This is a genomic window from Ruminococcoides intestinale (genome assembly GCF_040095935.1).
Classification (GTDB): domain Bacteria; phylum Bacillota; class Clostridia; order Oscillospirales; family Acutalibacteraceae; genus Ruminococcoides; species Ruminococcoides intestinale.
In genome coordinates this window covers 546,037-571,812 of the sequence record NZ_JBBMFQ010000001.1, presented here as the reverse complement: position 1 = coordinate 571,812, position 25,776 = coordinate 546,037, and the positions used below count along the sequence as shown (strand labels likewise).

Annotated in this window: 19 protein-coding genes and 1 other RNA gene; 6 read left to right on the top strand and 14 right to left on the bottom strand. The window is 39.3% G+C overall.

Features of this window, described 5'->3' with window-relative positions; translation table 11 throughout:
* Window positions 1-151: 151 nt before the first annotated feature.
* Genes WMO31_RS02735 through WMO31_RS02725 form a run of 3 tightly spaced genes read right to left on the bottom strand, consistent with a single transcriptional unit; the run spans window position 152 to window position 3,868 of the window.
* Window positions 152-2,035: a LicD family protein gene (locus WMO31_RS02735; RefSeq protein WP_367999152.1), complete on the bottom strand. Its 1,884-nt coding sequence runs from the start codon at window positions 2,033-2,035 to the stop codon at window positions 152-154.
* Between the two features lie 23 nt (window positions 2,036-2,058).
* Window positions 2,059-3,138 (bottom strand): NAD-dependent epimerase/dehydratase family protein, encoded by a 1,080-nt coding sequence (locus WMO31_RS02730; RefSeq protein WP_015523771.1) that lies wholly within the window; start codon window positions 3,136-3,138, stop codon window positions 2,059-2,061.
* The gene (locus WMO31_RS02725) at window positions 3,128-3,868 is read right to left on the bottom strand and encodes an IspD/TarI family cytidylyltransferase (RefSeq protein WP_015523770.1); all 741 of its coding nucleotides are present in this window, start codon (window positions 3,866-3,868) and stop codon (window positions 3,128-3,130) included. Before WMO31_RS02725 ends, WMO31_RS02730 begins: the two co-directional genes overlap by 11 nt.
* Window positions 3,869-4,270: 402 nt before the next feature.
* Here WMO31_RS02725 and pyrB point away from each other — a divergent pair, with 402 nt between their 5' ends.
* Both pyrB and WMO31_RS02715 read left to right on the top strand, forming a co-directional pair.
* A complete protein-coding gene (gene pyrB, locus WMO31_RS02720; protein ID WP_117847333.1) occupies window positions 4,271-5,338 on the top strand; it encodes an aspartate carbamoyltransferase in 1,068 nt (355 codons plus the stop codon).
* Between the two features lie 10 nt (window positions 5,339-5,348).
* Window positions 5,349-5,939 carry an HdeD family acid-resistance protein gene (locus tag WMO31_RS02715; protein ID WP_015523768.1) on the top strand — a complete coding sequence of 197 codons (591 nt, stop codon included), beginning with the start codon at window positions 5,349-5,351 and terminating at the stop codon, window positions 5,937-5,939.
* 42 nt (window positions 5,940-5,981) lie between these two features.
* On the opposite strand, the gene addA is transcribed toward WMO31_RS02715, so the two are convergent.
* The 10 genes from addA to WMO31_RS02665 all read right to left on the bottom strand — a co-directional run bounded on the left by addA (window position 5,982) and on the right by WMO31_RS02665 (window position 21,051).
* Window positions 5,982-9,542, bottom strand: coding sequence for a helicase-exonuclease AddAB subunit AddA (gene addA / locus WMO31_RS02710; RefSeq protein WP_367999151.1), 3,561 nt, complete (start codon window positions 9,540-9,542; stop codon window positions 5,982-5,984).
* A complete protein-coding gene (locus tag WMO31_RS02705) occupies window positions 9,542-12,880 on the bottom strand; it encodes a PD-(D/E)XK nuclease family protein (protein WP_367999150.1) in 3,339 nt (1,112 codons plus the stop codon). The genes addA and WMO31_RS02705 overlap by 1 nt, the downstream gene beginning before the upstream one ends.
* 103 nt (window positions 12,881-12,983) lie before the next feature.
* The gene (gene spoIIR, locus WMO31_RS02700; protein ID WP_015523765.1) at window positions 12,984-13,586 is read right to left on the bottom strand and encodes a stage II sporulation protein R; all 603 of its coding nucleotides are present in this window, start codon (window positions 13,584-13,586) and stop codon (window positions 12,984-12,986) included.
* Window positions 13,587-13,659: 73 nt separating this feature from the next.
* Window positions 13,660-14,529, bottom strand: coding sequence for a 4-(cytidine 5'-diphospho)-2-C-methyl-D-erythritol kinase (gene ispE, locus WMO31_RS02695; protein WP_015523764.1), 870 nt, complete (start codon window positions 14,527-14,529; stop codon window positions 13,660-13,662).
* Window positions 14,530-14,532: 3 nt separating this feature from the next.
* A complete protein-coding gene (locus tag WMO31_RS02690; RefSeq protein WP_438871030.1) occupies window positions 14,533-15,708 on the bottom strand; it encodes a pyridoxal phosphate-dependent aminotransferase in 1,176 nt (391 codons plus the stop codon).
* A complete protein-coding gene (locus WMO31_RS02685) occupies window positions 15,708-16,190 on the bottom strand; it encodes an Lrp/AsnC family transcriptional regulator (RefSeq protein ID WP_015523763.1) in 483 nt (160 codons plus the stop codon). The genes WMO31_RS02690 and WMO31_RS02685 overlap by 1 nt, the downstream gene beginning before the upstream one ends.
* Window positions 16,191-16,322: 132 nt before the next feature.
* Window positions 16,323-16,823 (bottom strand): LURP-one-related/scramblase family protein, encoded by a 501-nt coding sequence (locus tag WMO31_RS02680; protein ID WP_015523762.1) that lies wholly within the window; start codon window positions 16,821-16,823, stop codon window positions 16,323-16,325.
* 25 nt (window positions 16,824-16,848) lie between these two features.
* On the bottom strand, window positions 16,849-18,759 hold the full coding sequence (locus tag WMO31_RS02675; protein ID WP_367999149.1) for an NAD(+) synthase: 1,911 nt from the start codon (window positions 18,757-18,759) through the stop codon (window positions 16,849-16,851).
* 84 nt (window positions 18,760-18,843) lie between these two features.
* Window positions 18,844-20,346 carry an O-antigen ligase family protein gene (locus WMO31_RS02670; RefSeq protein ID WP_117948961.1) on the bottom strand — a complete coding sequence of 501 codons (1,503 nt, stop codon included), beginning with the start codon at window positions 20,344-20,346 and terminating at the stop codon, window positions 18,844-18,846.
* A 24-nt stretch (window positions 20,347-20,370) separates the two neighbouring features.
* Window positions 20,371-21,051, bottom strand: a complete 681-nt coding sequence (locus tag WMO31_RS02665) for a sugar transferase (protein WP_117948963.1) — start codon at window positions 21,049-21,051, stop codon at window positions 20,371-20,373.
* 478 nt (window positions 21,052-21,529) lie between these two features.
* On the opposite strand from WMO31_RS02665, the gene WMO31_RS02660 reads away from it, so the two are divergent.
* From WMO31_RS02660 to WMO31_RS02645, 4 genes are all read left to right on the top strand, one after another.
* Window positions 21,530-21,826, top strand: a complete 297-nt coding sequence (locus tag WMO31_RS02660; RefSeq protein ID WP_117948965.1) for a DUF1292 domain-containing protein — start codon at window positions 21,530-21,532, stop codon at window positions 21,824-21,826.
* A gap of 54 nt (window positions 21,827-21,880) precedes the next feature.
* A non-coding RNA gene (gene ssrS / locus WMO31_RS02655) (6S RNA) lies at window positions 21,881-22,072 on the top strand.
* 56 nt (window positions 22,073-22,128) lie between these two features.
* A complete protein-coding gene (locus tag WMO31_RS02650; protein ID WP_021884003.1) occupies window positions 22,129-23,091 on the top strand; it encodes an NAD(P)H-dependent glycerol-3-phosphate dehydrogenase in 963 nt (320 codons plus the stop codon).
* A gap of 19 nt (window positions 23,092-23,110) precedes the next feature.
* The gene (locus WMO31_RS02645) at window positions 23,111-24,793 is read left to right on the top strand and encodes a glycosyltransferase family 39 protein (protein WP_367999148.1); all 1,683 of its coding nucleotides are present in this window, start codon (window positions 23,111-23,113) and stop codon (window positions 24,791-24,793) included.
* Window positions 24,794-24,814: 21 nt separating this feature from the next.
* Here the strand turns inward: WMO31_RS02645 and WMO31_RS02640 are convergent, their stop codons facing one another.
* A complete protein-coding gene (locus tag WMO31_RS02640) occupies window positions 24,815-25,681 on the bottom strand; it encodes a DegV family protein (RefSeq protein ID WP_294439531.1) in 867 nt (288 codons plus the stop codon).
* Window positions 25,682-25,776 lie beyond the last annotated feature (95 nt).

Sequence of the window (25,776 nt, the reverse complement as noted above, 5' to 3'; positions counted from 1 at the left end):
CGCCATAAGATATAAGTATCCCCGAAAAGTTCGATAAAAAACTTTTCGGGGATTGAATTTGTCAATAAAAATGGGTACTGTCTTAATATTGCTTACAATTACTATAAGCTGAAATTTTTAATAATATCCCACTTAATAATGCAATTTAGAATTATTTTTCAAGCTTTGCAAAGCTGTCATTGCAGACATATCCTGCATATTCTCCGAGATCAATTTGCTTGATATCGTGACTTACATGTCTTTCGCTTACAGGAATCATTTCCATATAGTCCCCGTAAAGATACTTCAGGTACTTATCATATTCTTTAGGAATAGGCAGTTTTGCATTTTCAAAATCAACCCATATCGCCTCATCAAGCCATTCGGCAGGGAAAGCTCCTCTTGAAACATTTCTTCCCATACTGTCAAACAGATATTTCGGATTTTTCATATTCTTATGAAGTGAAATAAGTTTATTTTGAACCTTTTGCAAAAATCCAAGCGGAAAAATCTTTCTCAGAATATTCGCACACAAAGAAGAAAATCTGCTGTTTGCATTCACCGAAGTGCCTCTCCACTTATCAAGCACCAGCCATCTTGAGCTTGCAGTTGCTTTCATATGAATTTTTCGTAAGAAAGCATTGTTTGAAGTATAATCCTGTGCAAGCACATCAAGAAAAATTCCGTTATGAATATTGGGAAATCTTGATGTAAACTCAGTAGAAAGCAGAGTATCGTTTATTCGCAGTTTTGTAAAAGGAAAATGGCTGTCTTTTTCATTTTTTTGAGTCTGTGCAAAAAGATAATTCGGGAGTTCACTCGGCAATACCGAAAGAAACCTGTCGTAATCTTTTCTAAGCATCATAACATCTGCATCATCGTCCCACGGAATAAAGCCTTTATGTCTTACTGCACCCAAAAGACTTCCTCCGCCCAAGAAATACTTTATGTTATGCTTTTTGCAAATTCTGTCAACCTCAAGTAAAAAGCCCAGAAGTATCTGTTGAATATCATTAAGCTTGCCGTCATATGAATCGGAAAACATAAATATACTGTCATCATCCATTATCTCGTGTCCCGAAATAAGGAGTGCGTCCTTGTAGTTGACCATTGATAACCAACCAAGCTTTTTCAGTCTTGTGCAGTCAATGGCACAGTCGTCCGTAGAATCACCTGCAGAAGTTATGTTAACCTCGCACTCATCAAAAGCATCCGAAAGCGTAAGTGAAAATTCCGCCGAATTTACGGTTGAACTATCTGAGCAAGCGTTATACACCTGATTGTTCTCACCGTTACAAAGAACAAACAGAACAGCAGAAATCAAGTCATTAATACTTATATAAGACACTTTGGGTGATTTGTTCTTAACATTCAAAGATTTTCCGTGAACAGCCGATTCCAGCATATTCCTTACAAAATCGGAACTTGAATTTGCAGATATAATCTTGCCGCTTCTAACTGCTTTGATTGAAAAATCATACATATGAGACGCAGAAAAATAAAGATTCTCAACAGACTGAATCAGCATTGCTTTTAATGAATCCGAATTAAAAGCGGAATGTGTTTTTTCTTTTTCGGAAATAACAAAATCTTTTCCGAGTGTTCCGTAAATTGAGGCGTCTGACACAAGAACAGTTTCTTTTATCTTTAACGCATTGACAGCCGAGATAATATTATTTGCCCTGTTGATATGATTTTTAAATACATCAACGCCTTCAACTCTATCAGAAAGCAAAAATCCCGTTTCAATAAGTATATCTCCGCATTTATTAACCGCATTAAGTGAAGAATACTTTACGATGGAAAAATCTGATGAATCGATATAATCGAATCTCCTGTCATAGCTTTCGTTATCCTCTACAAGCAAAAATACAGCTATGCCTGCTTGTTTTTTTAAGTTAACCATGCGAAGTGATGATACAAGAGAAAAGGCGAGTTCTCCGCCTCCTGCTATAAAAACAGATTTTCCGAATAATTTACGGATGTTCAAATTCTTATAACGCAAAGCTACAAGTGCTCTGTCCTGTTCAAATTGGTTAAGTAACAACTCAGACATAACTGTATTCCTAATTTCTGTTATTAATTTTCTTCAAGAATTCCGACTGCTCTTCTTATTCCTTCTTTAAGGTCAACAAGAGGCTTCCATCCAAGGCTGCAGAGTCTTGAACTGTCAAGAATTTCGGGAGTTTTTGCAAGAGCGGAGGTATCAACCTCAGGCTCCTTTTCATCTTCGGGATTGGCAAAAGCCAAAGTCATATTTCTCTCAGGGAAAACCTCACAAGCTGTCTTTGCAAAATTTCTTATTGTTGTATCTGATTTTTCATAAGAAATGTTATACGGTGTAACATTTTCACCGTTAAGCATAATGTATATGAGAGCAGAAACCGTGTCGGTAACATAGCAGAATGAACGGTTAGCCGCACCGTTGCTTTTGAGAAGAATATTTTCGTGACGAACAACATTTGCAATAAACTGCGCCCAGACGCGATCATCCGTAAGACTGCTGGCACCGTAAATATAGCTCGGTCTTGCAATCTTTACATTGAGTCCAAACTGTTTGCAATAGCTTGCGGCAAGAGTTTCAGACGCTCTCTTACCCACTGCATAACAATTTTTATAGGAAGTAAAATCAATATAACCGATATCATCTTCGGAAATACTGTTTTTACCGTTGTGCAAAGCACCGTACACTTTAAGGCTCGAAACAACAAGTACAGACTCACTTTTGCTTTCAAGAGCAAAATCAAGAATGTTTGATGTACCGCTGAGATTTGCGTTAATAGTGCCTACAGGATCGGTTTCAAATTGAATATTACTTGCCTGACTTGCGGCATGAATAATAAAATCCGCTCTCTCACATTCAATCTTATTTGTAACATCGGCAACAACAAGCTCAATGTCATCTCTTTCAAGAAGAACGCCAAACTTTTTCTCGGCTCTCTCTCTGTTTCTTACGAACGCAAGAAGCTTGATGTTATTGTTATAAAAGTCATTTCTTGCGAGAAATGTGAGAACAAGATAATAACCGATAAATCCTCCTGCACCGGTTATAAGAACAGTTTTACCGTTAAATCTGTTCCAATCAACATTTGTATTTGTAATTTCTTTAATATCGGAAAAAACCGTCTTTTTTATATTACTTTGAACATTATAATCCATATTTAAGTTCTTCCTTTGCAAACTGCTTGTAGTTTTCATAATAGAACTGTGATCGCAATGTTGTGAGATCCTCAGGTGTTGTTACCTTAATGTTGAATCTCTCGCCAAGGAAAAGATGAACCTTTTCGCCGAGCTCAATAAAAAGTTCACTTGAGGAAACAGGGTTTGTAATACCTCTCTTATAAGCTTCTTCGTGAGCCCAAAGAATTCTTTCCATTGTATATCCCTGCGGAGCCTGTGTAATGTACATGGTACTTCTCTGGTAACTCTTGCCACAGGTTTCTCCGTCCTCACTGTAAAGAAGTGAATCAATACTCGGAGTAACAGGAACGGCTGTTTTGTACTTTTTGGTATCCTTAATACAGTTAGTGATGAGTTCTTCGCTGAGCATAGGACGAACACCGTCACAGATAAGGATGATATCCTCAGGATCTTTTGAAAATTCGGCAGTAGCCATTACGCCGTTGTGAATAGAATCAAAACCGTTAGCACCGCCCGGAACAACAGCCTTTACCTTTGGAACATTGAATGCCTCAATAAGCTCATTAAGGTAGCCGATCCAGTCAGCCTTACAGGCAACAACAATCGCATCAACCTTAGGATGACGGGCAAAATGCTCCATTGTGTGAATAATAATCGGCTTTCCGCCAACCTCAAGAAACTGTTTAGGCATATCGGAATACTTCATTCTTGCACCGATACCGCCTGCAAATAACATAGCTGTAACCATAGTAAGACAATCCTTTCAAAACACAAATCAGACTTCACTTTACAAAATGCAGTCAAATTTATTTTTTTAACAGCAGAATTACGCAGTAAAAAACGCGTCTGCACTTTGATATAACTATTAATATGATACCACATTAATGCATTTTTTGTCAACAAAAATACTTTGTACGAATGTTTTAATCGACTTTGCCGGTTCACGGTGAATTTCTTATACCGTATTTTCAAAATGCTTTTTATTTAGGCACACCATTTTGACGCACAATTTAATATTTTTCATACCTTATAAAATTAATGCGGGAATGAGTAAAATTCTTTTATTCTTTATTCCCATTTTTCTTTTAAGTATATATAAATACAGAAAATTTTGATAAAATAGAAAAAATTGCAGAAAGCTGTGTTATTTATGTTTGACAAAAATTTGATTGATTTATCGGTTATGTCTACCGAGCAGATTGACAAAATTATCAGAAAAGCTAAAAAGATTATGCAGAGTCCCGCCGACTATCGGCACGCCTGTGACGGCAAAATTCTTGCTACATTATTTTATGAACCGAGTACAAGAACACAGATGTCATTCCAGACGGCTATGCTTAAACTCGGCGGAAGAACAATCGGTTTTGACAATCCGATGAATTCATCCGTTTCAAAGGGCGAAAGCCTTAAAGATACAATTACAATTGTCGGCGAATATGCCGATATTATCGCAATACGTCATCCTGTTGAGGGTACTGCCGCTGCGGCATCTCTCTATGCAGGTGTTCCCGTTATCAACTGCGGTGACGGCGGTCACCTTCATCCAACTCAGACGCTTGCCGACATTATCACTCTCAGCTGTGAAAAAGGCAGACTTGATAACCTCAGAGTAGGTGTATGCGGTGACCTTCTCAACGGCAGAACAGTTCATTCGCTTATCAAGACACTTGCAAAATATCCGAACAACAGCTTTGTACTTATCTCAACAAAGGAACTCAGCGTTCCGCTTTATGTTATTGACATTCTTGAAAAGAACGGCTGTAAGTATGAAATTTCTCATAGCCTTGCAGATGCAATCACAGACCTTGATGTTCTGTATATGACAAGAATTCAGCGTGAGAGATTTGCAAGCGAAGAAGATTATCAGGCACAGAAAAATGTTTTCGTTCTCGACAAAGAAAAACTTGACAAGGCAAAAGAAGATATGATAATTCTTCACCCATTGCCGAGAGTAAACGAAATTACAGTTGATATTGATGATGACCCGAGAGCGTTGTATTTCAAACAGGCTCAGTACGGTATGTACGGCAGAATGGCACTTATTCTTCTGCTTTTGCAGGATGATGAGTTCTTTGTTGAAAACAGACCGTTTGTTGTATCGAATCATCACTGCAACAATCCGAAATGTATCACACAGCAGGAGCCATATCTTCCGAACCTCAGCTACGAAAAGCTTGGTATGGTAATGTGCGGTTACTGCGACAAGAGAATAGACTGAGGTGTATTAAATGAGTGAACATAAGAAAAAGAAAAATCCGGCGGCTACTATGATGATGACCTCTCTCGCCTATATCGTACTCGGCATTGTGACGGTTGTCTTTCCGCAAAAGGTGCTTGATGTTTTGTGCTATGCACTCGGCGGTGCAATGACTGTTTACGGACTGTTCAACATAATTTCTTTCTTTGTTGACAGAGAAGGCGGTATGTACTTTGAACTTGTAATAGGCGTTATTTCAACCGGCTTCGGTATTTTTGCTTTGTTTTCACCCACTTCAATTGCGGCAATAATCAATATTCCGATTGGCATTATCATTATTGTTGACAGCATTATGGATATGAAACATTCGCTCACGCTGAGATCGCTCGGTATGAGAAAATGGTGGATTCCGTTTATTATAGCAATTGTAATGATTATGTTCAGTCTTACAACAATTTTCTTTACAAACATTTTTGGTGCATTGCTTATGATTGCACTCGGAATTGCGCTTATTTATGAAGGTGTTTCGGGATTTTCACTTATTATTCTGCTCAGCCGTTATCACAAAGAATACGACCGCAATCAAAGAATGATTGATGCAGAAGCAACCGATATAAACTGAATATGATTAAACCGTCCGCAGATTTTACGGACGGTTTTCTTTTTATACGGTAATGTATGCGCCGAGGTGGATACTGCAAAGAATACATTCTTTAACGGTAAGTTCTTCGGACTGCTCCATTGCCGATTTGTACAAATAAAGTTGCTTCTTGTAAAGTCCTGCAAGTTTTGTTATATCTTTTATCCTGTCGGTTTTGTAATCGACAATAACAAGCTTTCCGTCCTCAACAAACGCAAGGTCAACCGCACCCTGAATTATTACTGTTGCATCGGTTTTTACATCTTTATATTCATCAAATACTTCCGCCGGTTTAAGCCTTGCGGTAAATCGTTTTTCACGCATTACAAGCTGTGATGCAATTATACGGTCAATTAGTTTGGTTGACAGAAATTCATTAAGTGTTTTTCTGTCAATCATATCAGCCTGTTCCTGTGTAAGTTTTCCGTCATTTAAAAGACGGTCAATTTCAGTATCAAGACTTGCTCTTGCCTGTTCAAAATTGCAGTATTGCAAAAACTTGTGGTGAGCAGTACCTCTTGCAACAGGAGCGGAATTTTGTTCAGCTATGAATAACGGCTTTGAAAGAATCTTTTCAAAATAATCACCGTTCTGACTGTGTGCAATATCGGACGCACTGACCTTTTGGGGGAGTGAAAGTATATCCCTGTTTCTGTATTTGAAATCAAGATTCTTTTTCAAAAGTTTTGCATAATCAAAAGTATCATCGGATACATCGGCAACCTGTAACAGATTTGTTGAAGTAATATCGTCCTCAAAGACATTATCCTTATCAATCATTTTTTCATCAACGATAATCTGCAATTTCCAATCTGATTCTCCGTTGTGCGGAATTACCTTTGAACCCGGCATAATGTCGTTACGCAGATTATTGAGTGACGGGTGAACTAATGCACAAAGACAGAGCCAGTCGCAATAGCTTTGACAGCTTGTGACAGTATAGGGTTCAATTACACTTTCGGACACAAGCTTTGAATACAGCCTTTCAAGATAATCACTGCACTTCTTTACTGCACCGACACAGATAAGCTTTTCCTTTGCTCTTGTGAGTGCAACATAAAGCACACGCATTTCCTCGGCAATAAGGTTTTCTTCAATTTTAAGCCCTGTTGCAAGGCGTGGGAAGGTGTTATAAACAACACCATTGCTCTGAGTCTTGATGCCGAGTCCTGCCTTGCTGTCGAGAAGAATATCGTTTCTAAGGTCGGTTTTATTGAATTGGTGGGTTATGTCGGCAATAAAGCAAACCGGAAATTCAAGTCCTTTTGACGCATGAATACTGAGAACTCTCACGGCATTTGCAGAGTCGCCCTCATTTTGTGATGATGCGTCAAGGTTTGTCTTATTGGCAATAAGCTTGTCGGTATATGAAATAAAATCAGAAAGCGTTTTGTAGCCGTTGCTCTCAAAACTTCTTGCATATTCACGCAACAGCTCCAGGTTTTTAAGTGTCGAATCATTACCGCTGACTGCAAGCGAAATAGACATAAACCCTGTCATTTCACACGCTTTTGAAATGAGAGCGTCAACGGAATTTGTACAGGCACAATCACGCAGAATTTTAAGTTCATCAACAAATTTTCTTGCCTTATCGTTCGTTCTCGCATATTCACAGACAGAAGAGTAAAGCGAAGATTTTCTGCTTTCACAACGCATTTCGGCAAGCTCATCGGGAGTGAACGCATACATAGGACTGCACAAAACCGACAAAAGCGGAATATCAATCCCGGGGTTGTCAATTACACGCAGAAGGTTGAGCATAATTTTGATTTCAACTGCATCAAAAAAACTTGACTTATTCTCGCTGTAGGCAGGAATACCGCTGTTGTTCAGAGTGTTGACATAAGTTGAGGCCTTTCCGCTTGGACTGCGAAGAATTATTGCAAAGTCACCGTAACGGGCTTCACGCATTATATCTCCGTCCTTAACTCTAAAGCCCGAATTAATCATATCGTGAATTTTATCCGCTATGTACTTTACCTCAATTTCTTCTTTTTCAAGGTCTGAGTTTTCGGATTCAATCAATGAAATTTCAAAATTACAATCATCAGACTTTGGAAACTCAGCACCGTTTACCAGCCTTTCATCGGAATTATATTCCATTTTTGCGGATTCCTTGGTCATTATTCTTTCAAAAATAAAATTGACCGCATCACACACCTCAAAACGACTGCGGAAATTTCTGTCAAGAATTATAGTTGCAGGATATTCGGGATTTTCTTCATTGAATCGTTTATATTCGTTTTTGCGTTCAATAAAAATTTCGGGCTTTGCCTGACGAAATCCGTAGATACTCTGCTTTACATCGCCAACCACAAAAAGATTGCTTTCATCATTGCTTACCGACTTGAAGATAAGGTCTTGAACATCATTTACATCTTGAAATTCATCAACCATAACAGCATCGAATCTGTTTGAAATCTCCTGAGCCTGAACGGTTTTGGTATAGCCGTTTTCATCATCGGGCTTTGCAAGAAGTTTTACAGTAAGCGATTCAATATCGGCAAACGAGAGAATATTTTTCTTCGCTTTGAGTTCGGAAAGATTTTTGTCATATGCACGAACAAGTGTAAACAAGGTAGATATGAACCTATGAAGCTGCGACAATTCAAGCCTTGCATCTTCCTCACTCCAAAAAAACAATGATTGGAGTTTCTTCACCGTTTCTTTGACCTCATCTCTGTTGGATGAAACAGAAATTTTAATCGGATTATCCTTGTATCCTTTCGGACTTTTCATTCTTCCTGTTTCAAAAGAAAATATTGCCTGTCTGATTTCATCCCATGATGAAGAAACAAATTTCGATTGAACAAGGGTAAAATATGCTAAATCACCGACAAGCAGGGGTTCGACTGCATCCTGAAGTTTTTCGTCATCTTTTAATCGAAGAATAGAATTTTCAGTCAGATTGATTCCGTGAAGCACGGCACTCAGAGCATAGTCGATTATAATTTTGCCCCACACAGTTTTTTCAATATCGGTTTCAGAATAGTTTTCGAGCATATCATCAAGCCATTTATCGGGGAACGGCTGAGTTGTAAGAAACTCGGATATTTTAAGGACTGTTTCACGCAGTTTTTGGTCGCCCTGTTTTCCTTTAAAAAGATCAAGCAAAGAATAAAAGCAGTCATCTTCGCTGTCATAAAAGCTTTCAAATGTATTGTCGAGTGCCTCTTGTCTGAGAATTTCAAGCTCACCCTCATCGGCAATACGAAAATCTCTTGCAACATCGAGCGTATGAAAATATTCACGGACAATATCTCCGCAAAAGCTGTCTATTGTAGAGATATTTGCACTGTACAAAAGCTGTCGCTGTGCAAGCAAATGAGCGTTATACGGATCATTTTCAAGAAGTTTGTTGACTGCCGCCTGTATTCTTTCACGCATTTCGGCAGCCGCCGCTCTTGTGAATGTTACGATAAGAAGGCGGTCAACATCAAGGGGATTTTTCTCACGTGTAATAAGCTTTATTACACGCTCTACAAGCACGGCAGTTTTGCCCGAACCGGCGGCAGCCGATACAAGCACCGAACCGTCTGTTGCATAAATTGCATTCTTCTGTTGCGGAGTCCAATTTCTTGACATTACTCTTCCTCCTTTCCGTTAATTTCGTTTGTAATTTCTTCGATAACGGTCTTGTTATCGACAGAAAAACAAGTTATCGGGTTACTCTGTCTGTAAGCACATACGCTGTCGTAAGGGCAGTATTCGCATGAATCGTGACCGCCTTTGAGCGGTTTCGCCTCAATGTTACCGTTATAGATATTTTTGCCCATTTCAGCGATGAGCATATCAACCTTTTTAAAGATTTTACCGAATTCTGCAAGTGTTGCAAGGCTTGTTGAAGAAACAGGTTCGCCCGCTTTAATTTTTACAGGAATGTATGTTGCGACGTCTGTCTTATCCATTCCGTGAATTATTTCTGTATCTTTGAGCAAAAGTCCGTTCATCTTGAGCTTTTTATTAAGTTCATCGGGCAGCTTGTCAATTGATTTCAGACTGTCTGACGAAATATACGGAACGGTTGCAGGCATATACAAAATCCCGGCAGGTACAATTTCTCCGTATTTGTCGCCGCCCGAAGCCTCGATTGAATGGAGATACAAAAGCATCTGAAGATTGATTCCGTAGAGAATATCGGAAAGCTTAAACTGTTTTGTGCCTGTTTTATAATCAATAATACGCAAATATGTTATATCGGCTCTCTGCATAATATCTACTCTGTCAACACTTCCGCAGACTGCAATTTTGTGACCGTCGGGCAGTACGATTGTATATGACGGAATATCCTCGCCAATTTTTAGTTCACAATCGGCAACAAAAAATTCACTCTGGGAAAGTTCCTCCATAATATGTTTCATCAGATACATCACATTATCAAGAATTGTCTTTAGGCGGTATGTGAATGAATTTGACTCAAGCTGTTCTTCACCGAAATATTTAACTGCATATTCCGCAAGATATGCGCAGACAATTTTTTGGAATTTATCTTCTTCAAGCGATAAATACTCTTCCTTAGTATATTCGCCGAAAAAGCGTTCAAGTATGTAATGAACAATCGTTCCGTACTGCATGGGGTTGATTTCGGCTCTTTGTCTTTCCCGAACATTCAAGCCGTAATTACAAAAATAGGAAAATCTGCAGAGATTGAATTTTTCAAGCTGTGACGCTGAAATATTGAGATTTTTACCAAAAAGCTTTTCGGCATTTTTCTTATCAAATATCTTAAAGGGAACTTTGTCCTTTGCATTTATGAGCGAATCAAGCTTTGCAGAATATTCAGGATTTTGTGCAAAAATTTCAAGCAATGATTCGGGCACTTTTTTGCCTTTTCCGATCATATCGGCAACTGTATCAAAAGCAGGGCGGAGTGCGTACATACTTTCTTTTTTACCGTCAAAATCAAATTTGTCATATGCAATGATATTTTTAAATACCTTTTTACATTGCAGGACAATTTCGGACGGCTGATAGGTTGTTCCCGTTATATCCGATGAATAAAAAGATACGGAAAGAAACTCACTTGCAGAGGTCATACAGGAATATGCCATAAATGTTTCAAGGTTATTGTGTGCGGCAAAATCGTCACCAAGTTCAATTTCGTTCATTGCAAGCATCTTTAACTCAAACGGTGAGAATATGCCTGATGTATGCGGTATTGCCGGGAAAATTCCGTCAACACAGCCAATGAGAAATGACGCTTTCTGCTTAGAAATTCGCACCCTTTGAGCGGTTGTTATCGTTACGCAATCTATTGTTCTCGGAATATCGGACAATTGCATTGCGTTAATCTGTAAGCTTAAAAGCTCGTAATAACGCTTTACAGTCATTGCTTTTGTACCGATTACAGCGGCTGTTTTGTCAAGAACAGCCATAAACATATTCCAAACTCTTATCTGCTCCGCACCCACCGATTTATCGTACGAGCGTTCAAATTCCGCATACATTCTGCGTAACGCATCGGGAACTTTAAGTTCTTCAAGAAGGGCATAGAACAGCTTTGAAATTTCAAGTCCGTTTTTATCCTTTGCATTTTCTTTGAAAAGAAGTAACGGTTCAATAACTGATTCACGCAGATTTTCAACCTTTGCAAGAACCTCTCTGTCATAAACCGAAAACCTGTCAGAATAGCCTTTAGGATTCTGAACAAATTTATTTTTAAAAGCCGAGCCTGAAACATTCCATACAAAGAGGTAGTTTTCAAAAAGGCTTATTTCTTCAACAGAAAATTCAGTTAAACCCGATTTCAAAAGTGCAAGCACATCTTCTCTGTCAAAATCGTAAATAAGGCATCTGAAAATTGAGTTTACAAGCCTTATTACGGGTTTTACATCAATATCTGCGTGTTCATCGCTGAAATACGGAATTTCGTATTTTTCAAGAATTTCGGACAAAACACCTCTGTACGGTTCTGTATCGTGACAAATTACGGAAATGTCGGAGTAGAGATAACCTTTTTCTATAACAAGGTGCTTGATTTTACCGGCAACATATTCGCACTCGTCATACATATCAACGGCATTGTAAACGCAGATGTTTTTGGGAACAATTTCAAGCGGTTCAATGTGCGGTCTGAAAATATTCTGTTCAAGCAAAGCAAGGTTAACATTTTTAAAGCGGTGTAAATCGGTAAGCTTTATCGGAGCTTTAATATCAACTCCGTCACGCTTTGCATATTCCTTGAGAATTTTATATGTCTGTTGTGAGGTTGCAAAAACCTCCTCAGAACCGTCTGTAATGGGATCAAGAGTAAGGGTAAAATATGTAGCGGTACAGTCACGAATAAGGCTTCGTACCACCTTGAGCTGTTGCATTGTAAAGCCTGAAAATCCGTCAAAGATTATCGTATAATCCCTGAGAACATTATTCTTTAAAAGAATATCATTAAGCCTTGTCAAGTCATCCATAGGATCAATATAGCTTTGGCTGACAAGAGCGTCGAATGTATCGCTTATGAGGGCGGTTTCGTTGAGTTTTGTCTTTAAGGTTTCATCGTCAACAAGCATTGACGCACTTCTGAGTTCATCGTTTGTAACCGAACTTTTCTTCAAATCGGAAACAGTCTGCAGCATAACATCAACAAGGCTTTTGTTGCCCTTTGATGAAAGCAGACGGAGTTTTTCGGTAAGTTCTTCAAGCGCAAGGCTCATTACAACGGCTCTTGTACCCTCGTCAATAACATTATCGGCTGAATTTCCCGTCAACTCAAAAACATATTTGCAAAGTCTTGAAAAACCGAATACAAAAACTTTCTCGGCTTTTTTTGCACCGAACACATCAAGCAAGGTTTTTTCACATTCAAATGTGCTCTGGTCAGGCACAATCAGCATTACGGGAAGATTGCTGTCGGCAAGTTCGCCTGCAATCTTCAAAGTCTCGGTACTTTTGCCGCTGCCGCTTTTTCCGAGAATAAATCTCAACATTTCATCACTTCCATAAATTTAATTTACAACAAAGTAATTTTATTTTAAATATCTGTACAAATAATAACATATTCCGTGGGTTATTTAAAGAACTTTGCTGTTATTAAACAAAAATCTTCTGAAAAAGTTCTACTATGAAAAATTTATATTCCACCTTATCATCAGTTACTAAGCTGTATTCATCATCGGAAAGAACATCTTTTGCCCTGTCTTTTCCCTCGTCTGCCGTTGAAATGCAGATTGACGGGTACATTACGCACCACCAATTATGACCTTTTGCATTGCCGATTGTTATGCGAAGTGCGTCGTACATTCCGGCAGGCAGAGTATAGCTTTCGTAATGGCGGGTATCAAAGTGCATATTGACAATTTCAGCTTTTACAGGATAGTTATAGCCGTTTTTGTACACCTCATTTTGTGCAATTTCTTCTATAGTTTCAAGGTTTGCTTTTACAAATTCTTCGGCATCCGACTTTGAATTTGCCGTATCAAAAAGAATTTTTGTCCTTTCAAGAACCTTGTCACGCACCTTGAGCTTCAGAGTCTGATCTTCTTCCGTGTCTGAATTTGCAAGTATGTGAAAACGAAAAACATTGTTAGGGATTTCAGCACACACCGCCTGAAACGGAATTACCGAATAGAGTGTTGTAAGTACGAATGCAATTATTGCTGATTTGATTAAAAGTATTGATTTATTTGTTTTCATAAAAATAACCTGTCCTCTCTTGAAATAAGTATGGACAGGTTATTGTAATTTTAATCAGAATTATTAAATTTTATCAAAGCACCTTGCAACCGTCTGAAACGGGCTTGCAGAGAAAAACTTCTTTGTAGCTTTCACAAAGCTTGTCATAGCACTTCTTGGCTCTGCGTGATGAAGTGAACACACCGAACACGGCTGAACCCGAACCGCTCATACCTGCTCCCCTTGCCTTTGACTTGAGCATAATACCCTTGATTTCATTAACTTCCGGAATTTGCAGAGCAAGTTCAAAGTCATTGAAGATTGTTGTTGAAATCATAAACATATCTCTGCTGAACAGTGCCTTAACCATTTCATCGGTATAGCAGGCGTGAGGATTGAGTGCGTCAACCTTTTTGTATGCATCGGCAGTAGACACGCTGACTGTGTCTGGTTTGCAGATTACAATGCTGTCACAACGAAAAGAGGCAACTTTTTTGATTGCAGTGCCTATTCCCGTGCAAAGCTTTGTTCCGCCCTCAAGGCAGAAAGGCACATCCGCACCTACTTTTTCACCGATTTCTCTCATTTCTGCCGGCTTGAGCATTGTTCCGAACATATTGTTCAAGCCTAAAATAACAGCCGCACCGTCACTGCTTCCGCCGGCAAGACCTGCCTGTGTGGGAATTTTCTTGTCAATGTCGATATGAATGCCCTTAACATCCGTTTTGCAATAATCAAAGAACTTGTAAGCCGCCTTTGCACAAATGTTTGAATCGTCACACGGCACGCCCTCACAGTTACATGAAATTGTCACCGTACCGCTTTCATTGTCTGTGATTGTGATTGTATCATACAAATCAACGGCTTGCATAACAGTTGAAATATTGTGATAGCCGTCTGCTCTCTTTGAAAGAACATCGAGAGAAAGATTTATTTTTGCAGGAGCAAGAACTTTTACTTCCATATTTTAACCCTTTTTCAGTTCATCAAGAAACTCTTTGATTCTTTCAAGCGCAATTTTAAGATGCTTGATAGAATATGAATATGACACACGGACAAAGCCTTCGCCCGATTCACCGAACGCAGTACCCGGAACAACGGCAACATGCTTGTCCACAATAAGTCTTGTACAGAATTCCTCACTTGTAAGACCTGTGCTTTTGATACACGGGAACACATAGAATGCACCCAAAGGTTCAAAGCAGGTGAGTCCCATTGCGTTAAAGCTGTCCACAACAAGCCTTCTCCTCATATCATACTCGCCACGCATCATCTCTACATCCCTGTCACCGTTTCGCAAAGCCTCAATAGCAGCATACTGTGCGGTTGTAGGAGCAGACATAATTCCGTACTGGTGAAGCTTTGTCATCTGAGCAATAACAGGAACAGGACCGAGTGCATAACCAAGCCGCCAGCCTGTCATGGCATATGATTTTGAAAAGCCGTTTACAACAATGGTGCGCTCATACATACCGTCGATTTCAGCAATTGAAACATGGTTCTTATTGCCGTATGTAAGCTCACAATAAATTTCGTCCGAAAGGATAAAAATGTTGTGTTCCTTAATTACCTCTGCAATTTCTTCAAGATCTTCCCTTTCCATAATTGCACCAGTTGGGTTGTTCGGGAACGGAAGTACAAGAAGTTTTGTCTTTGGAGTAATTGCGGCACGAAGGTCTGACGCTTTAAGTCTGAAATTATCTTCGTTTTTTGTGTTGATAATAACAGGCACGCCGTCTGCCATCACCGTAAGCGGTTCGTAACAAACAAATGAAGGTTCGGGAATGATAACCTCATCACCAGGATCAAGCAATGTCCTGAAAACAAGGTCAATTGCTTCGCTGCCGCCGACAGTTACAAGCGTCTGCTTTTTGGCATCATACTCAATACCGAATCTTCTTTTGTAGTAAGCTGCAATTTCTTCACGAAGTTCGGCAAAGCCTCTGTTCGGAGAATACCATGTCTTACCTTTTTTCAGACTGTTAATACCTTCTTCACGGATGTGCCACGGCGTCTGGAAATCGGGTTCGCCGATACTCAGAGAAATGACATCGTCCATTTCGTTAGCTATATCAAAAAACTTACGGATACCCGAAGGTTTTACCGTTGAAATCTTTTTATTAATAAAATTATTGTAATCTATCACAGAATTAAATGCCTCCCGTCACGCTTCTCTTCATCGCTGAAGAGGCACGCTCCTCTGTCCTTGTAGCGACGCATAATAAAGTGTGTACCCGTTGAAAGCACACCGTCAATTGTAGAAAGCTTTTTGGCAACAAACATTGCGATATCCTGCATCGACTCACCTCTTACAATGAGAGCAAAGTCGTATGTACCTGCCATAAGATAGAGAGATTCAACCTCTTCAAAGCCCATGCAGAGTTCTGCCATTTCGTCAAAGCCTGTTTCCTTTTTTGGAGTTACCTGAAGTTCGATTAAAGCCTCAACATAGCTGTCGTCAACCATATCCCAGTTTACGACTGCCTGATAGCCCTTGATTACCCCCGAATTTTCGTATTCCTTAATCTGCGCCTTAATGTAATCCTCAGGCTCGCCGAGCATTGCCGCTATTTCCGCTGTTGTAAAACCGGAATTTTCACTTAAAAGCTTTAATAATTTGTCCATATTTATTCCTCCCTGAGAATATATTAAACGCAAAATTTTGCGTTGCAAGCTGAATTTGCAAAAAGCGACATCAAAGGATGTCGCTTTGACAATTTCAATTTTTAATATTTATCTGCGCTGTCTGCACATAGATTATACAACCTGTACCTCTCGCTTGTCAACTGTATTTATCATATTGACGCATAAGGCGGTCATCAAACATATCAATTCGTTTTGCGCATCGGCAATTTCAAGTTCGCACCCTAAAGGGTGCTTGATGTGATTACATATCTGTGCGTTGTCAACATCAACAATGCTGAAATTTTTTGAAATTACATCACCGAGAATTCTCCAATTATTGCCGTAGAATCTGCATTGAACCATATTGTTGGTCATAAGCACCACGAGGGTTGCCGCTGTTTTGTCTGTTTTTAAGGTAAATGAATTTACCCCTGCAACAGGCAACTGTCGAAGTCTTGCAACAAGGTTTTTATTCTCATCAAGAATATTAAGCCTTACAATGTTGTTGACAACACCACGCATACTTCTCTTTCTGCGTTTCATAACAGCAGTATATTTATCCCTGCCCAATTCATCACGAATCAAAAAACAAACATCGGACGGAGATACATCTCGTGTAATAAACAATTTCATAAAATCACCGTCAAAATTTTATTTCTTAATCTTCTTCAAGATTTTCAAGCCAAAGATTTACACACGCATCACTCGGCATTCTCCAATCTGAACGAGGCGAAAGTGTTACAGAACCAACCTTCGGTCCGTCTGGCAGACATGAACGCTTGAACTGCTGAGTAAAGAATCTTCTGACAAAGGTTGTGAGCCACTTTTTGATTGTGGCATTGTCGTATTTTCCTGCAAATGATTTCTTTGCAAGGTAGTATATTTTATTCGGCTCAAAGCCAAATCTTACCAAATAATATAAGAAAAAGTCGTGGAGTTCATAAGGACCAACCACATCTTCGGTTTTCTGTGCAATTTCGCCGTTTTTATCGGGCGGAAGAAGCTCAGGACTTACAGGTGTGTCGAGAACATCAAGAAGAACAGTTTTGAGAATTCCTTCGCTGTGCTGTGCCTCATAGGCAGTGAGATAGCGAACAAGGGTTTTCGGAATTGACACATTTACGGCATACATACTCATATGGTCACCGTTGTAGGTTGCCCAACCGAGGGCAAGCTCAGAAAGGTCGCCTGTGCCAATAACAAGACCGTTATATTTGTTTGAAAGATCCATGAGAATCTGTGTTCTTTCTCTCGCCTGTGAGTTTTCGTAGGTTATATTTGTAACGCTTTCATCGTGGTTGATATCTGCAAAATGCTGACGAACAGCTTTTGTAATGTTGATATCTTCAAAAGACACTCCGTAAGCCTCAGCCAGAAGCTGTGCGTTTGATTTTGTACGCTTTGTTGTGCCGAAACACGGCATTGTTACAGTATGAATATTCTTTCTGTCAATACCGAGCATATCAAAAGCATGAACGCAGACGATGAGAGCAAGCGTACTGTCAAGACCTCCTGAAAGTCCTAAAACCGCATTTTGAATTCCCGTGTGAGCAAGTCTTGTTGCAAGACCTGTTGCCTGCATTGTTATAATCTCCTCACAACGGGCATCAAGGTCTGACTTGTTTGACGGAATGAACGGAGTCTGAGAGAACTCTCTTGTAAGTTCGGTATGTTTTAACGGCATATCAAAATATACCGAGGTAAAGTTATTGTCATCACTTTTTGTAAAAGTATTTGTCTTTCTGCGTTCTGCCGAAAGTTTGCTAACATCAATGTCTGCATAGATAATGCCTGTTGTAAAGCGCTTGCTTTCTGCAAGCAGAGATGCGTTTTCGGAGATTATGTTCTGTCCCGAAAATACCATATCCGTTGTGCTTTCGCCAAAGCCCGAATCGCTGTAAATATATGCACAACAAAGCTTACCGCTCTGCATTTTTACGAGGTCACGGCGATACTGTGCCTTGCCTATTACATCATCCGATGTTGACGGGTTGCAGATTATAGTTGCGCCGTGTTTTGCGTGTTCAACAGACGGAGATGCGGCAACCCACAAATCCTCGCAAACTTCAACACCAAAACTGAAATCACGCATTTTGTCACAACAGAACACAAGATTGTCTGAAATTATGGTTTCGACGCCTGCATATGAAATTTCATCATAAAGGTTCTTACCGCTTGTGTAGTGACGAACCTCGTAAAATTCGCTGTAGTTAGGGATGTTGACCTTCGGAACAATGCCGAGGATATCGCCCTTATAAATTACTGCGGCACAATTATAGAGTGCCGATTCAATTGCGACGGGAACTCCTGCAATTGAGATTATGTCAAGGTCTGCTGTTTCTTTAAGAATTTTCTCAACTGATTTTTCAGCCGCATTAAGCAAAACACGCTGATAAAATAAATCGGAACAGGTGTAGCCCGTTACGCAAAGCTCGGGAAACACAACCAGTGACGCACCGTTTTTGTGCGCCTCTTTAATCTGTTCAATAATATTTATTGTGTTGGTTTTACAGTCTGCAACCCTGATTTTCGGTGTTGCGGATGCAACCTTGATGAAACCGTATTTCATAAAATTATACCTCACAAAATAATAACCGCAGAAACAAAACGCTTCTACGGTTATTATACATCAAATTTTCCGATTATACAAGCATCAGAGCATTGTTCTTGTTACCCGTCTAAGTCTTTTTCCGTGAAAAAGATACTGACTTTCAAGCGTCGGTTCAAACTTTGTGATGTAGCAACTCATATATCCCATAATCAGCCAGAACCACACCACCATAAACGATATGTCATAAAGCAATGCCTTTTCAAAACAGGCAAAAATCAAATATGCGAAAAGAAAAGCAAACAGACAGGGATAAACATCATCACGATATGTTTTTTTCTGCAAAAACAGGTGCTGTGCGGAGTGTTTTGCAAATCGAAAACCGAAAATTCCGAAAAGAACAAAACCGATTATACCCGTTGAAACAAGAATTGTAAGAAAGCCGTTATGCAAATCACTTTTGTGATACGAATATTCCAAAGCACCGTTTGAATATTCGGCACTGTAAAGAACAATATTTCCGTTGGAAATTCCGATAATCGGCGACAGTTTGAAAAGATTGATTGATTCAAGCCAAAGCTTCTTTCTTCCGCTGTCAATGTTTTTGTTTTCGTGTGAAAAGGTGATTTTATCCTTTTCAAGCTGTTCTCTCTGTTCGGGAGTCAGTTCTTCCTGCGCAAGTTCGCTTTCGGTTTTGCCTAAAAGCAAATCAACAACAGAGGTTGTCTTTGATACAACAACGGAAAAGCCTTCCTGACAAATCGTTCTGAACATCAAGGCAGAGCCTGTAAGGAAAACTCCCACAAGAAACAGCGCTGTAATTTTCAAAATAATTTTTGAAGGTGAAAGTCCCGCCTTGTCGGCAAAGAACATATAAACTATATAAACAATTGCATATCCGAGAGCAAGCACAAGTGAGGCGTTTGAATCGCACAGAATGAGCGAAAACGCATTTGTGGAAAGACAGGCTACAATCCATATCTTACTGATGCCGGGTTCAGGAATTTTTTCGGCAATTCTGCGCATAAAATGCCCTTTTGAAAGTATATGGCAACAGAAAATCGACACCACAGCTATGAAGCCGAGCAGATTCGGGTTGACATAACAACCGGTGAACCTGTTTTCGTAAACTGTAAATTTAATCCAGTACCATTCAAATTTAAAGCCGAACATAAGGCAGGTTATGCCGATTATGTTCATTACCGTGGTTGCGTATATTATGAATTTTGCAATGTGATAAAGCTCTATTCTGTAATCAAATTCAGGCTCTGTATGCATTCCGTAAAAAAGAAAAAAACACATTACAACGTGCAGAAGCATAAGAAGGCTGAAAAGAAATGTCTGTGAAAAATTGATGAGCATCGACAATACCGTTACGGCAAGAAATGCTCCGATCCATATTCCGAAGCGCAGTTTAAAAAAAGTATTATTATGTCTTTGATTATATACCGAAAGGCATACACCCCATATAAAGAGAAAAACAAGAAGTACATACGCAGGAATCTGGAGAAACGCAATGTTTGTAAAAAACAAATCTATAATGTAGATTCTTCTAAAAAGCGATGAATCGGAAAAAAATCCTCTGAGCTTTTGTTTAAAATCGGTCATCTGAATACTCCAATCAAAACGAAATCAGCTGAAAACTTCTTTTACGGTTTTGAACATCAGCTTTATATCGGAACCAAAGCTGAAATTTTTGACATATGAAAGATTGAATTTCATTTTTTCGGGAAGAATTTTTTCAACATAAACCCTGTCAACATCTATCTCGCCTTTCAACAGCTTTTCTTCATCCTTATACATAATTGACGCCAACGAGGTTATTCCGGCAGGCATAAGGAGTGTTGCAAGATATTCGGGTTCGTACATATCTACATAATGCTGAACCTCCGGACGGGTTCCGACTATTGACATACTGCCCGAAAGAACATTGAAAATCTGTGGCAGCTCGTCAAGACGATATTTTCGCAAAATTCTTCCTGTTTTTGTAACTCGGGAGTCGCTGTCGGTTGTGACAAGTGTTCCGAGCCTGTCGGCTCCCGTTACCATTGTACGAAATTTAAGAATCCTGAACTTCTTTCCGTAGGTTGTAACCCTTTCCTGTCTGTAAAACACAGGACCTTTTGAGTCGGTTTTAACTAAAATCGCAATAATAGCAATCGGAATGATGAGAAACACAAGAAGAATAACAGAAGCAAAAATATCAAGAATTCGCTTAAAAACAAAACTTCCCTGTTTTTTGCAGAGAATGTCATAGTATTCTTTTACTTCGGCACACTGAAACTGCGGCGGAAGCTTTTGAAATGATTTCATTAAATAAAAAACTCCATTCTGTGTGTATATTGAACATACGGTGGAACGGATTTATGCGATAAAAGTTGATTTTTCCTTATTTTCCCACACTAATCCATTATCAAAAGCATTATATATCTTTTAAAATCATTTTTCAAGGCTATTTGTCTTACAAAAAGTTTACAATAAAAGAAAATTTAACACAACGTAAAAACCGACGGTATGCAGCCGTCGGTTTTTAGGTAATTTTATGGAGTAATCAAGCACATAGAAAGGAAGTTGTTAGTTAATTAATATTGATATATGATTTATCGTGTTTATACTATACCATACCTTTTAATCATTGTCAACACTTTTTTATCACTTTTTCAAATTTTTTAATACTTTTTAATTATTTCAACCAAAAGTGTTAAACATCTTGACTAAACGCTCAAAAAATTGTAAAATAATTACGGTGAAAAAAGCAAACCCAAATTTCTTAAAAACCGGAGGTTCTGGAATGGCTAACGAATATACACCCGACCTCATTACCCTTATCGGTGATGACGGTAAAGAAATAGAATTTGAAATTCTTGATATCATTGAAAACGATGAGGGCAAGTTTTATGTACTCTACCCGTTCTTTGAAAATCCCGAGGATGCTGTAAATGATTCGGGAGAATATTATATTTTTGAAGTTACCGAAATTGACGGCGAAGAAGAGCTTGCCGAAATTGAGGATGATGACAAGCTCGACAAAATTGCCGCTGTTTTTGAAGAGCGTTACAATGAAGAATTTTATGATGAAGATGACTAACAGTTCATTTTTCTGCATATAAATAGTATTGCAGGACTAAAGATTAATAAGTTTGAATTCCTGCCCGATACGCGAATGATTTTAAAATAACCCTACAACATTTAAATCGGGAGCTTAGCTCCATTGAACGGTGTGCAGACCTCCCGTTTTCTCGGAAGAAGGGAGCCTGAAGTTCAAGGGCGGGCACCCACCTGTCACTCAAGTAGGCAGGTTATTGCAAAAATCATACGGTCGGGCGGGTTTTTTATTGTTATTAAAGCTATAAAAAATATAAATAATATATAAACAGGAGTAGTAATAATATGAATATTTCCGTTTTAGGTTGCGGACGCTGGGGCAGCTGCATTGCCTGGTATCTCGACAAAATCGGTCACAATGTTTTAAGCTGCGGACTTGCCGACGCACCCGAATTTATACAGCTTAAAGAAACACACAAAAACGACTATCTCACCTTTCCAAAGTCAATTGAGGTTTCTTCGGATCTTGAATATGCGATTGAAAGAGCCGAGGTTATTATAATTTCGATTTCATCGCAGTATCTGCGTTCGTATTTTGCAGATATTTCAAAGTACAATCTTGACGGCAAGACAATTGTCCTCTGCATGAAGGGTGTTGAGGCAACTACAGGCAAAAGGCTCAGTGAGGTCGTCGGTGAATTTGTTGACGAAAGCAAGACACCCGTTGCAGTTTGGGTAGGTCCGGGACATCCCCAGGATTATGTAAGAGGTATTCCGAACTGTATGGTTATTGACAGCAATAATCACGATATTAAGGAAAAGCTTGTAAATGAATTCACAAGCGACCTTATCAGATTTTACCTTGGAACGGATCTTATCGGCAGTGAAATCGGTGCTGCCGCAAAGAATGTTATCGGCATCGCCGCAGGTATGCTTGACGGACTTAACTACACCTCACTAAAAGGTGCGTTAATGGCAAGAGGCACACGAGAGATTGCAAGACTCATTAAGGCACTCGGAGGCAATGAGATGAGCGCTTACGGTCTTTGTCATCTCGGCGACTATGAGGCTACCTTGTTTTCAAAATGGAGTCACAACAGAATGTACGGTGAAAGCTTTGCAAAGGGAGACAGATTTACAAAGCTTGCCGAGGGTGTTATGACATCAAAAGCGTTATACAAGCTCGGTCAGGAATATGGTGTTGACCTTCCGATTGTTGAGTCTGTATACAAGGTTTTATTCGACGGAACAGATATCAAAGAGGCACTCGGAACTCTGTTTATGCGTTCTGTCAAGAAAGAATTTTAATCGGGCAGGTACATATAATATGGGTAATACTAAAGCTAAGAACAATTCAAATAAACCTAAACAGACTGGAAAAACGGTTACTTCAGTTAAAAAGCAGAATACAGTCGAGTATGTTATTGTAAACATTCTTTGTCTGTTTGTATTCATAGCATTTGCATACATAGCAATTATGAGCTTTGTGCAGACAAGCGTGTTTGATTCGGCAAATTACGGCAGTGAAATAATTTTGTATCAGACGGATAACATTGCGCTGAACATCCTGTTCACTTCCCTGTTTACCGTTTTTATATTCAAAATGAAAAAGCATTGTGACTTTTTTGCAAAGGTCAATCTGAAATATATGCATATAGGTCTTGCGGCATTCGTTATGATTGTGGGACTTGTCTGGATATTCTCGGTAACCTCTGTTCCCGCAGCTGACAGCTACAACATCTATGAAACAGCGTCACAGGCGGCTAAGGGCAACTATTCGTCATTCAACAATAACAGCGGTTTTTACAACAGCGATTTTTACAGCGGATATTCTTACTACAACTTCTATCCGTTCCAGCTTGGCTTTGTTTTCATCAGCGAAATTTTTTACAGAATTTTCGGTACGGACAGTACAATGCCGATTCAGGTATTCAATGTAATGTGTACAGCCGCCGCTTATATAGGTATTGTAAATATCACAAGACTTCTTTTCAAAAAGCGTTCGGTTGAATTTATTACAATTCTACTGCTTGCCGGCTGTTTTCAGCCCGTACTTTTCTGCACATTCGTTTACGGCAACATCATCGGAATGTGCTTTGCAATCTGGGCATCATACTTCCTCATCAAGTATTTTCAAACAAACAAGTACCTGCTCCTCATTCCGTGTGCCGTACTTCTCGTTATTTCAACACTTGCAAAATACAACAACCTGATTTATCTTGTTGCGTTTGTTGTTATGCTGATTATTCACACAATTAAGGCTAAGAAGTGGCAGAGCATTGCGTTTGCACTTGCAATTTGCATTGCTGTTGTCGGAACAAGCAACCTTGTTATCATGAGCTATGAGAACCGTTCGGGAGTGAAGCTTTCAAGCGGTGTTTCACAGGCTATGTACCTTGATATGGGCATTAACGATTCATATATGGCTCCCGGTTGGTACAACGGAATTGCCCTCAACGATTATAAAAACGCAGGTCTTGACGCAAAAGCCGCAAATGCACAGGCTTGGACCAATATAAAATCAAGAATGAATTACTTCGGTAAAAACACAAACTATATGATTGACTTCTTCTCGAAGAAAATTATCAGCCAATGGAATGAGCCGACATACGAAAGCATATGGGTTAGCAAGGTCAAGTCTCATACAAACGAGCTTAATTGGATCGGCAACGGAATGTATGACGGCAGTATCGGACAGTTCTTTGAACTGTACTTCAACTTCTATATGCAGATTCTTTTCATTGCGTTCGCGGCAGGAATTTACTTCTTGTTCATTAACAGAAAGACAAATATTGAAACCGTACTTCTCCCTCTTGTTATTCTGGGAGCGTTCGGATATCACCTCTTATTTGAAGGCAAGTCGCAGTATGTGCTGACTTACATAATTCTTATGATTCCTACTGCGTCTTTTGCATTCGAGTGTATTCTTAACGGCAAATATACAAAAATCAAAGAATTTGTCGGAAAACTGAAAGAAATTCCCGACAGTAAAGAAAGCGAAAAAGCCTGATAAAATGATTGAAGCGGACAGTTAATCATGTCCGCTTTTCCTTTGCTCTTTTTTGACAAATGCAATACCCGTACTGCCCTCTCCTATATGACTGCCGACAACAGAACCCACGCTGACAATACTGCCCTCAACAAAAGGAATTCCTTTTGATATTATGAGCTTTGATAAATACAATGCCTGATTTTTTGCGTTTGTGTGCATTATATACAGCGGATAATTTTGATCTATGCCAAGCTTTTTCAGCGACATCAGCATATGATTCATACCGTGGCGCATTCCGATTGTTTTCGCCTCAAAGGCTACACTGCCCGAACCCGTAATGCTGATTACGGGTTTTATTCTTCCTGTTGAGCCGAGTAATGCGGCGGCATTTGTATGTCTGCCACCCCCATAAAGGTACTTCATATCGTCAATACAGGCATATACCATAATTCTGCTTCTGAACCTCAGAAGATGTTCGGCAATTTCTTTTGCTGTAAACCCGTTGTCACGCAGGCGAAGTGCCTCGTTTACAAGAAGCTTCTGACCTGCCGAAGCAGATTTGCTGTCTATCACATAACACCCCTCATATCCGAGCAAATCTCTTGCAAGAACTGCACTCTGATATGAACCGCTCAATGCCGAAGAAACAGTTATCACCACAACCGATTCGCCGTTATCTCTCGCCTTTTTCAAAGCACATTCGTAGACATACGGCGAGGGTTGAGAGGTTTTCGGCAAAGTTTTCGACAGCTTTGCAAGCCTGTAAAAGCGTTCCTTTGAATGTAAAAAATCATCCTTATATTCTTTTCCGTCAATATACACAGCTAACGGAACTGTAGAAATTCCGAATTTTTCACTTTCTGAATGTTCAAAATCGGCGGCTGAATCGGTAATAATTCTGACCATTTAGGTATCACCTCAAAAATAATATCTTAAAATATTATTTTCAAATTTACCTTTATTATACAAAAATCCCGACAGCAAAAACTGTCGGGAGGTTG

Excerpts from the sequence above, each read along its gene's own strand:
- WMO31_RS02735 (WP_367999152.1), bottom strand. The coding sequence starts at position 2,035 with ATGTCTGAGTTGTTACTTAACCAATTTGAACAGGACAGAGCACTTGTA.
- WMO31_RS02730 (WP_015523771.1), bottom strand. The coding sequence starts at position 3,138 with ATGGATTATAATGTTCAAAGTAATATAAAAAAGACGGTTTTTTCCGAT.
- WMO31_RS02725 (WP_015523770.1), bottom strand. The coding sequence starts at position 3,868 with ATGGTTACAGCTATGTTATTTGCAGGCGGTATCGGTGCAAGAATGAAG.
- pyrB (WP_117847333.1), top strand. The coding sequence starts at position 4,271 with ATGTTTGACAAAAATTTGATTGATTTATCGGTTATGTCTACCGAGCAG.
- WMO31_RS02715 (WP_015523768.1), top strand. The coding sequence starts at position 5,349 with ATGAGTGAACATAAGAAAAAGAAAAATCCGGCGGCTACTATGATGATG.
- addA (WP_367999151.1), bottom strand. The coding sequence starts at position 9,542 with ATGTCAAGAAATTGGACTCCGCAACAGAAGAATGCAATTTATGCAACA.
- WMO31_RS02705 (WP_367999150.1), bottom strand. The coding sequence starts at position 12,880 with ATGTTGAGATTTATTCTCGGAAAAAGCGGCAGCGGCAAAAGTACCGAG.
- spoIIR (WP_015523765.1), bottom strand. The coding sequence starts at position 13,586 with ATGAAAACAAATAAATCAATACTTTTAATCAAATCAGCAATAATTGCA.
- ispE (WP_015523764.1), bottom strand. The coding sequence starts at position 14,529 with ATGGAAGTAAAAGTTCTTGCTCCTGCAAAAATAAATCTTTCTCTCGAT.
- WMO31_RS02685 (WP_015523763.1), bottom strand. The coding sequence starts at position 16,190 with ATGGACAAATTATTAAAGCTTTTAAGTGAAAATTCCGGTTTTACAACA.
- WMO31_RS02680 (WP_015523762.1), bottom strand. The coding sequence starts at position 16,823 with ATGAAATTGTTTATTACACGAGATGTATCTCCGTCCGATGTTTGTTTT.
- WMO31_RS02675 (WP_367999149.1), bottom strand. The coding sequence starts at position 18,759 with ATGAAATACGGTTTCATCAAGGTTGCATCCGCAACACCGAAAATCAGG.
- WMO31_RS02670 (WP_117948961.1), bottom strand. The coding sequence starts at position 20,346 with ATGACCGATTTTAAACAAAAGCTCAGAGGATTTTTTTCCGATTCATCG.
- WMO31_RS02665 (WP_117948963.1), bottom strand. The coding sequence starts at position 21,051 with ATGAAATCATTTCAAAAGCTTCCGCCGCAGTTTCAGTGTGCCGAAGTA.
- WMO31_RS02660 (WP_117948965.1), top strand. The coding sequence starts at position 21,530 with ATGGCTAACGAATATACACCCGACCTCATTACCCTTATCGGTGATGAC.
- WMO31_RS02650 (WP_021884003.1), top strand. The coding sequence starts at position 22,129 with ATGAATATTTCCGTTTTAGGTTGCGGACGCTGGGGCAGCTGCATTGCC.
- WMO31_RS02645 (WP_367999148.1), top strand. The coding sequence starts at position 23,111 with ATGGGTAATACTAAAGCTAAGAACAATTCAAATAAACCTAAACAGACT.
- WMO31_RS02640 (WP_294439531.1), bottom strand. The coding sequence starts at position 25,681 with ATGGTCAGAATTATTACCGATTCAGCCGCCGATTTTGAACATTCAGAA.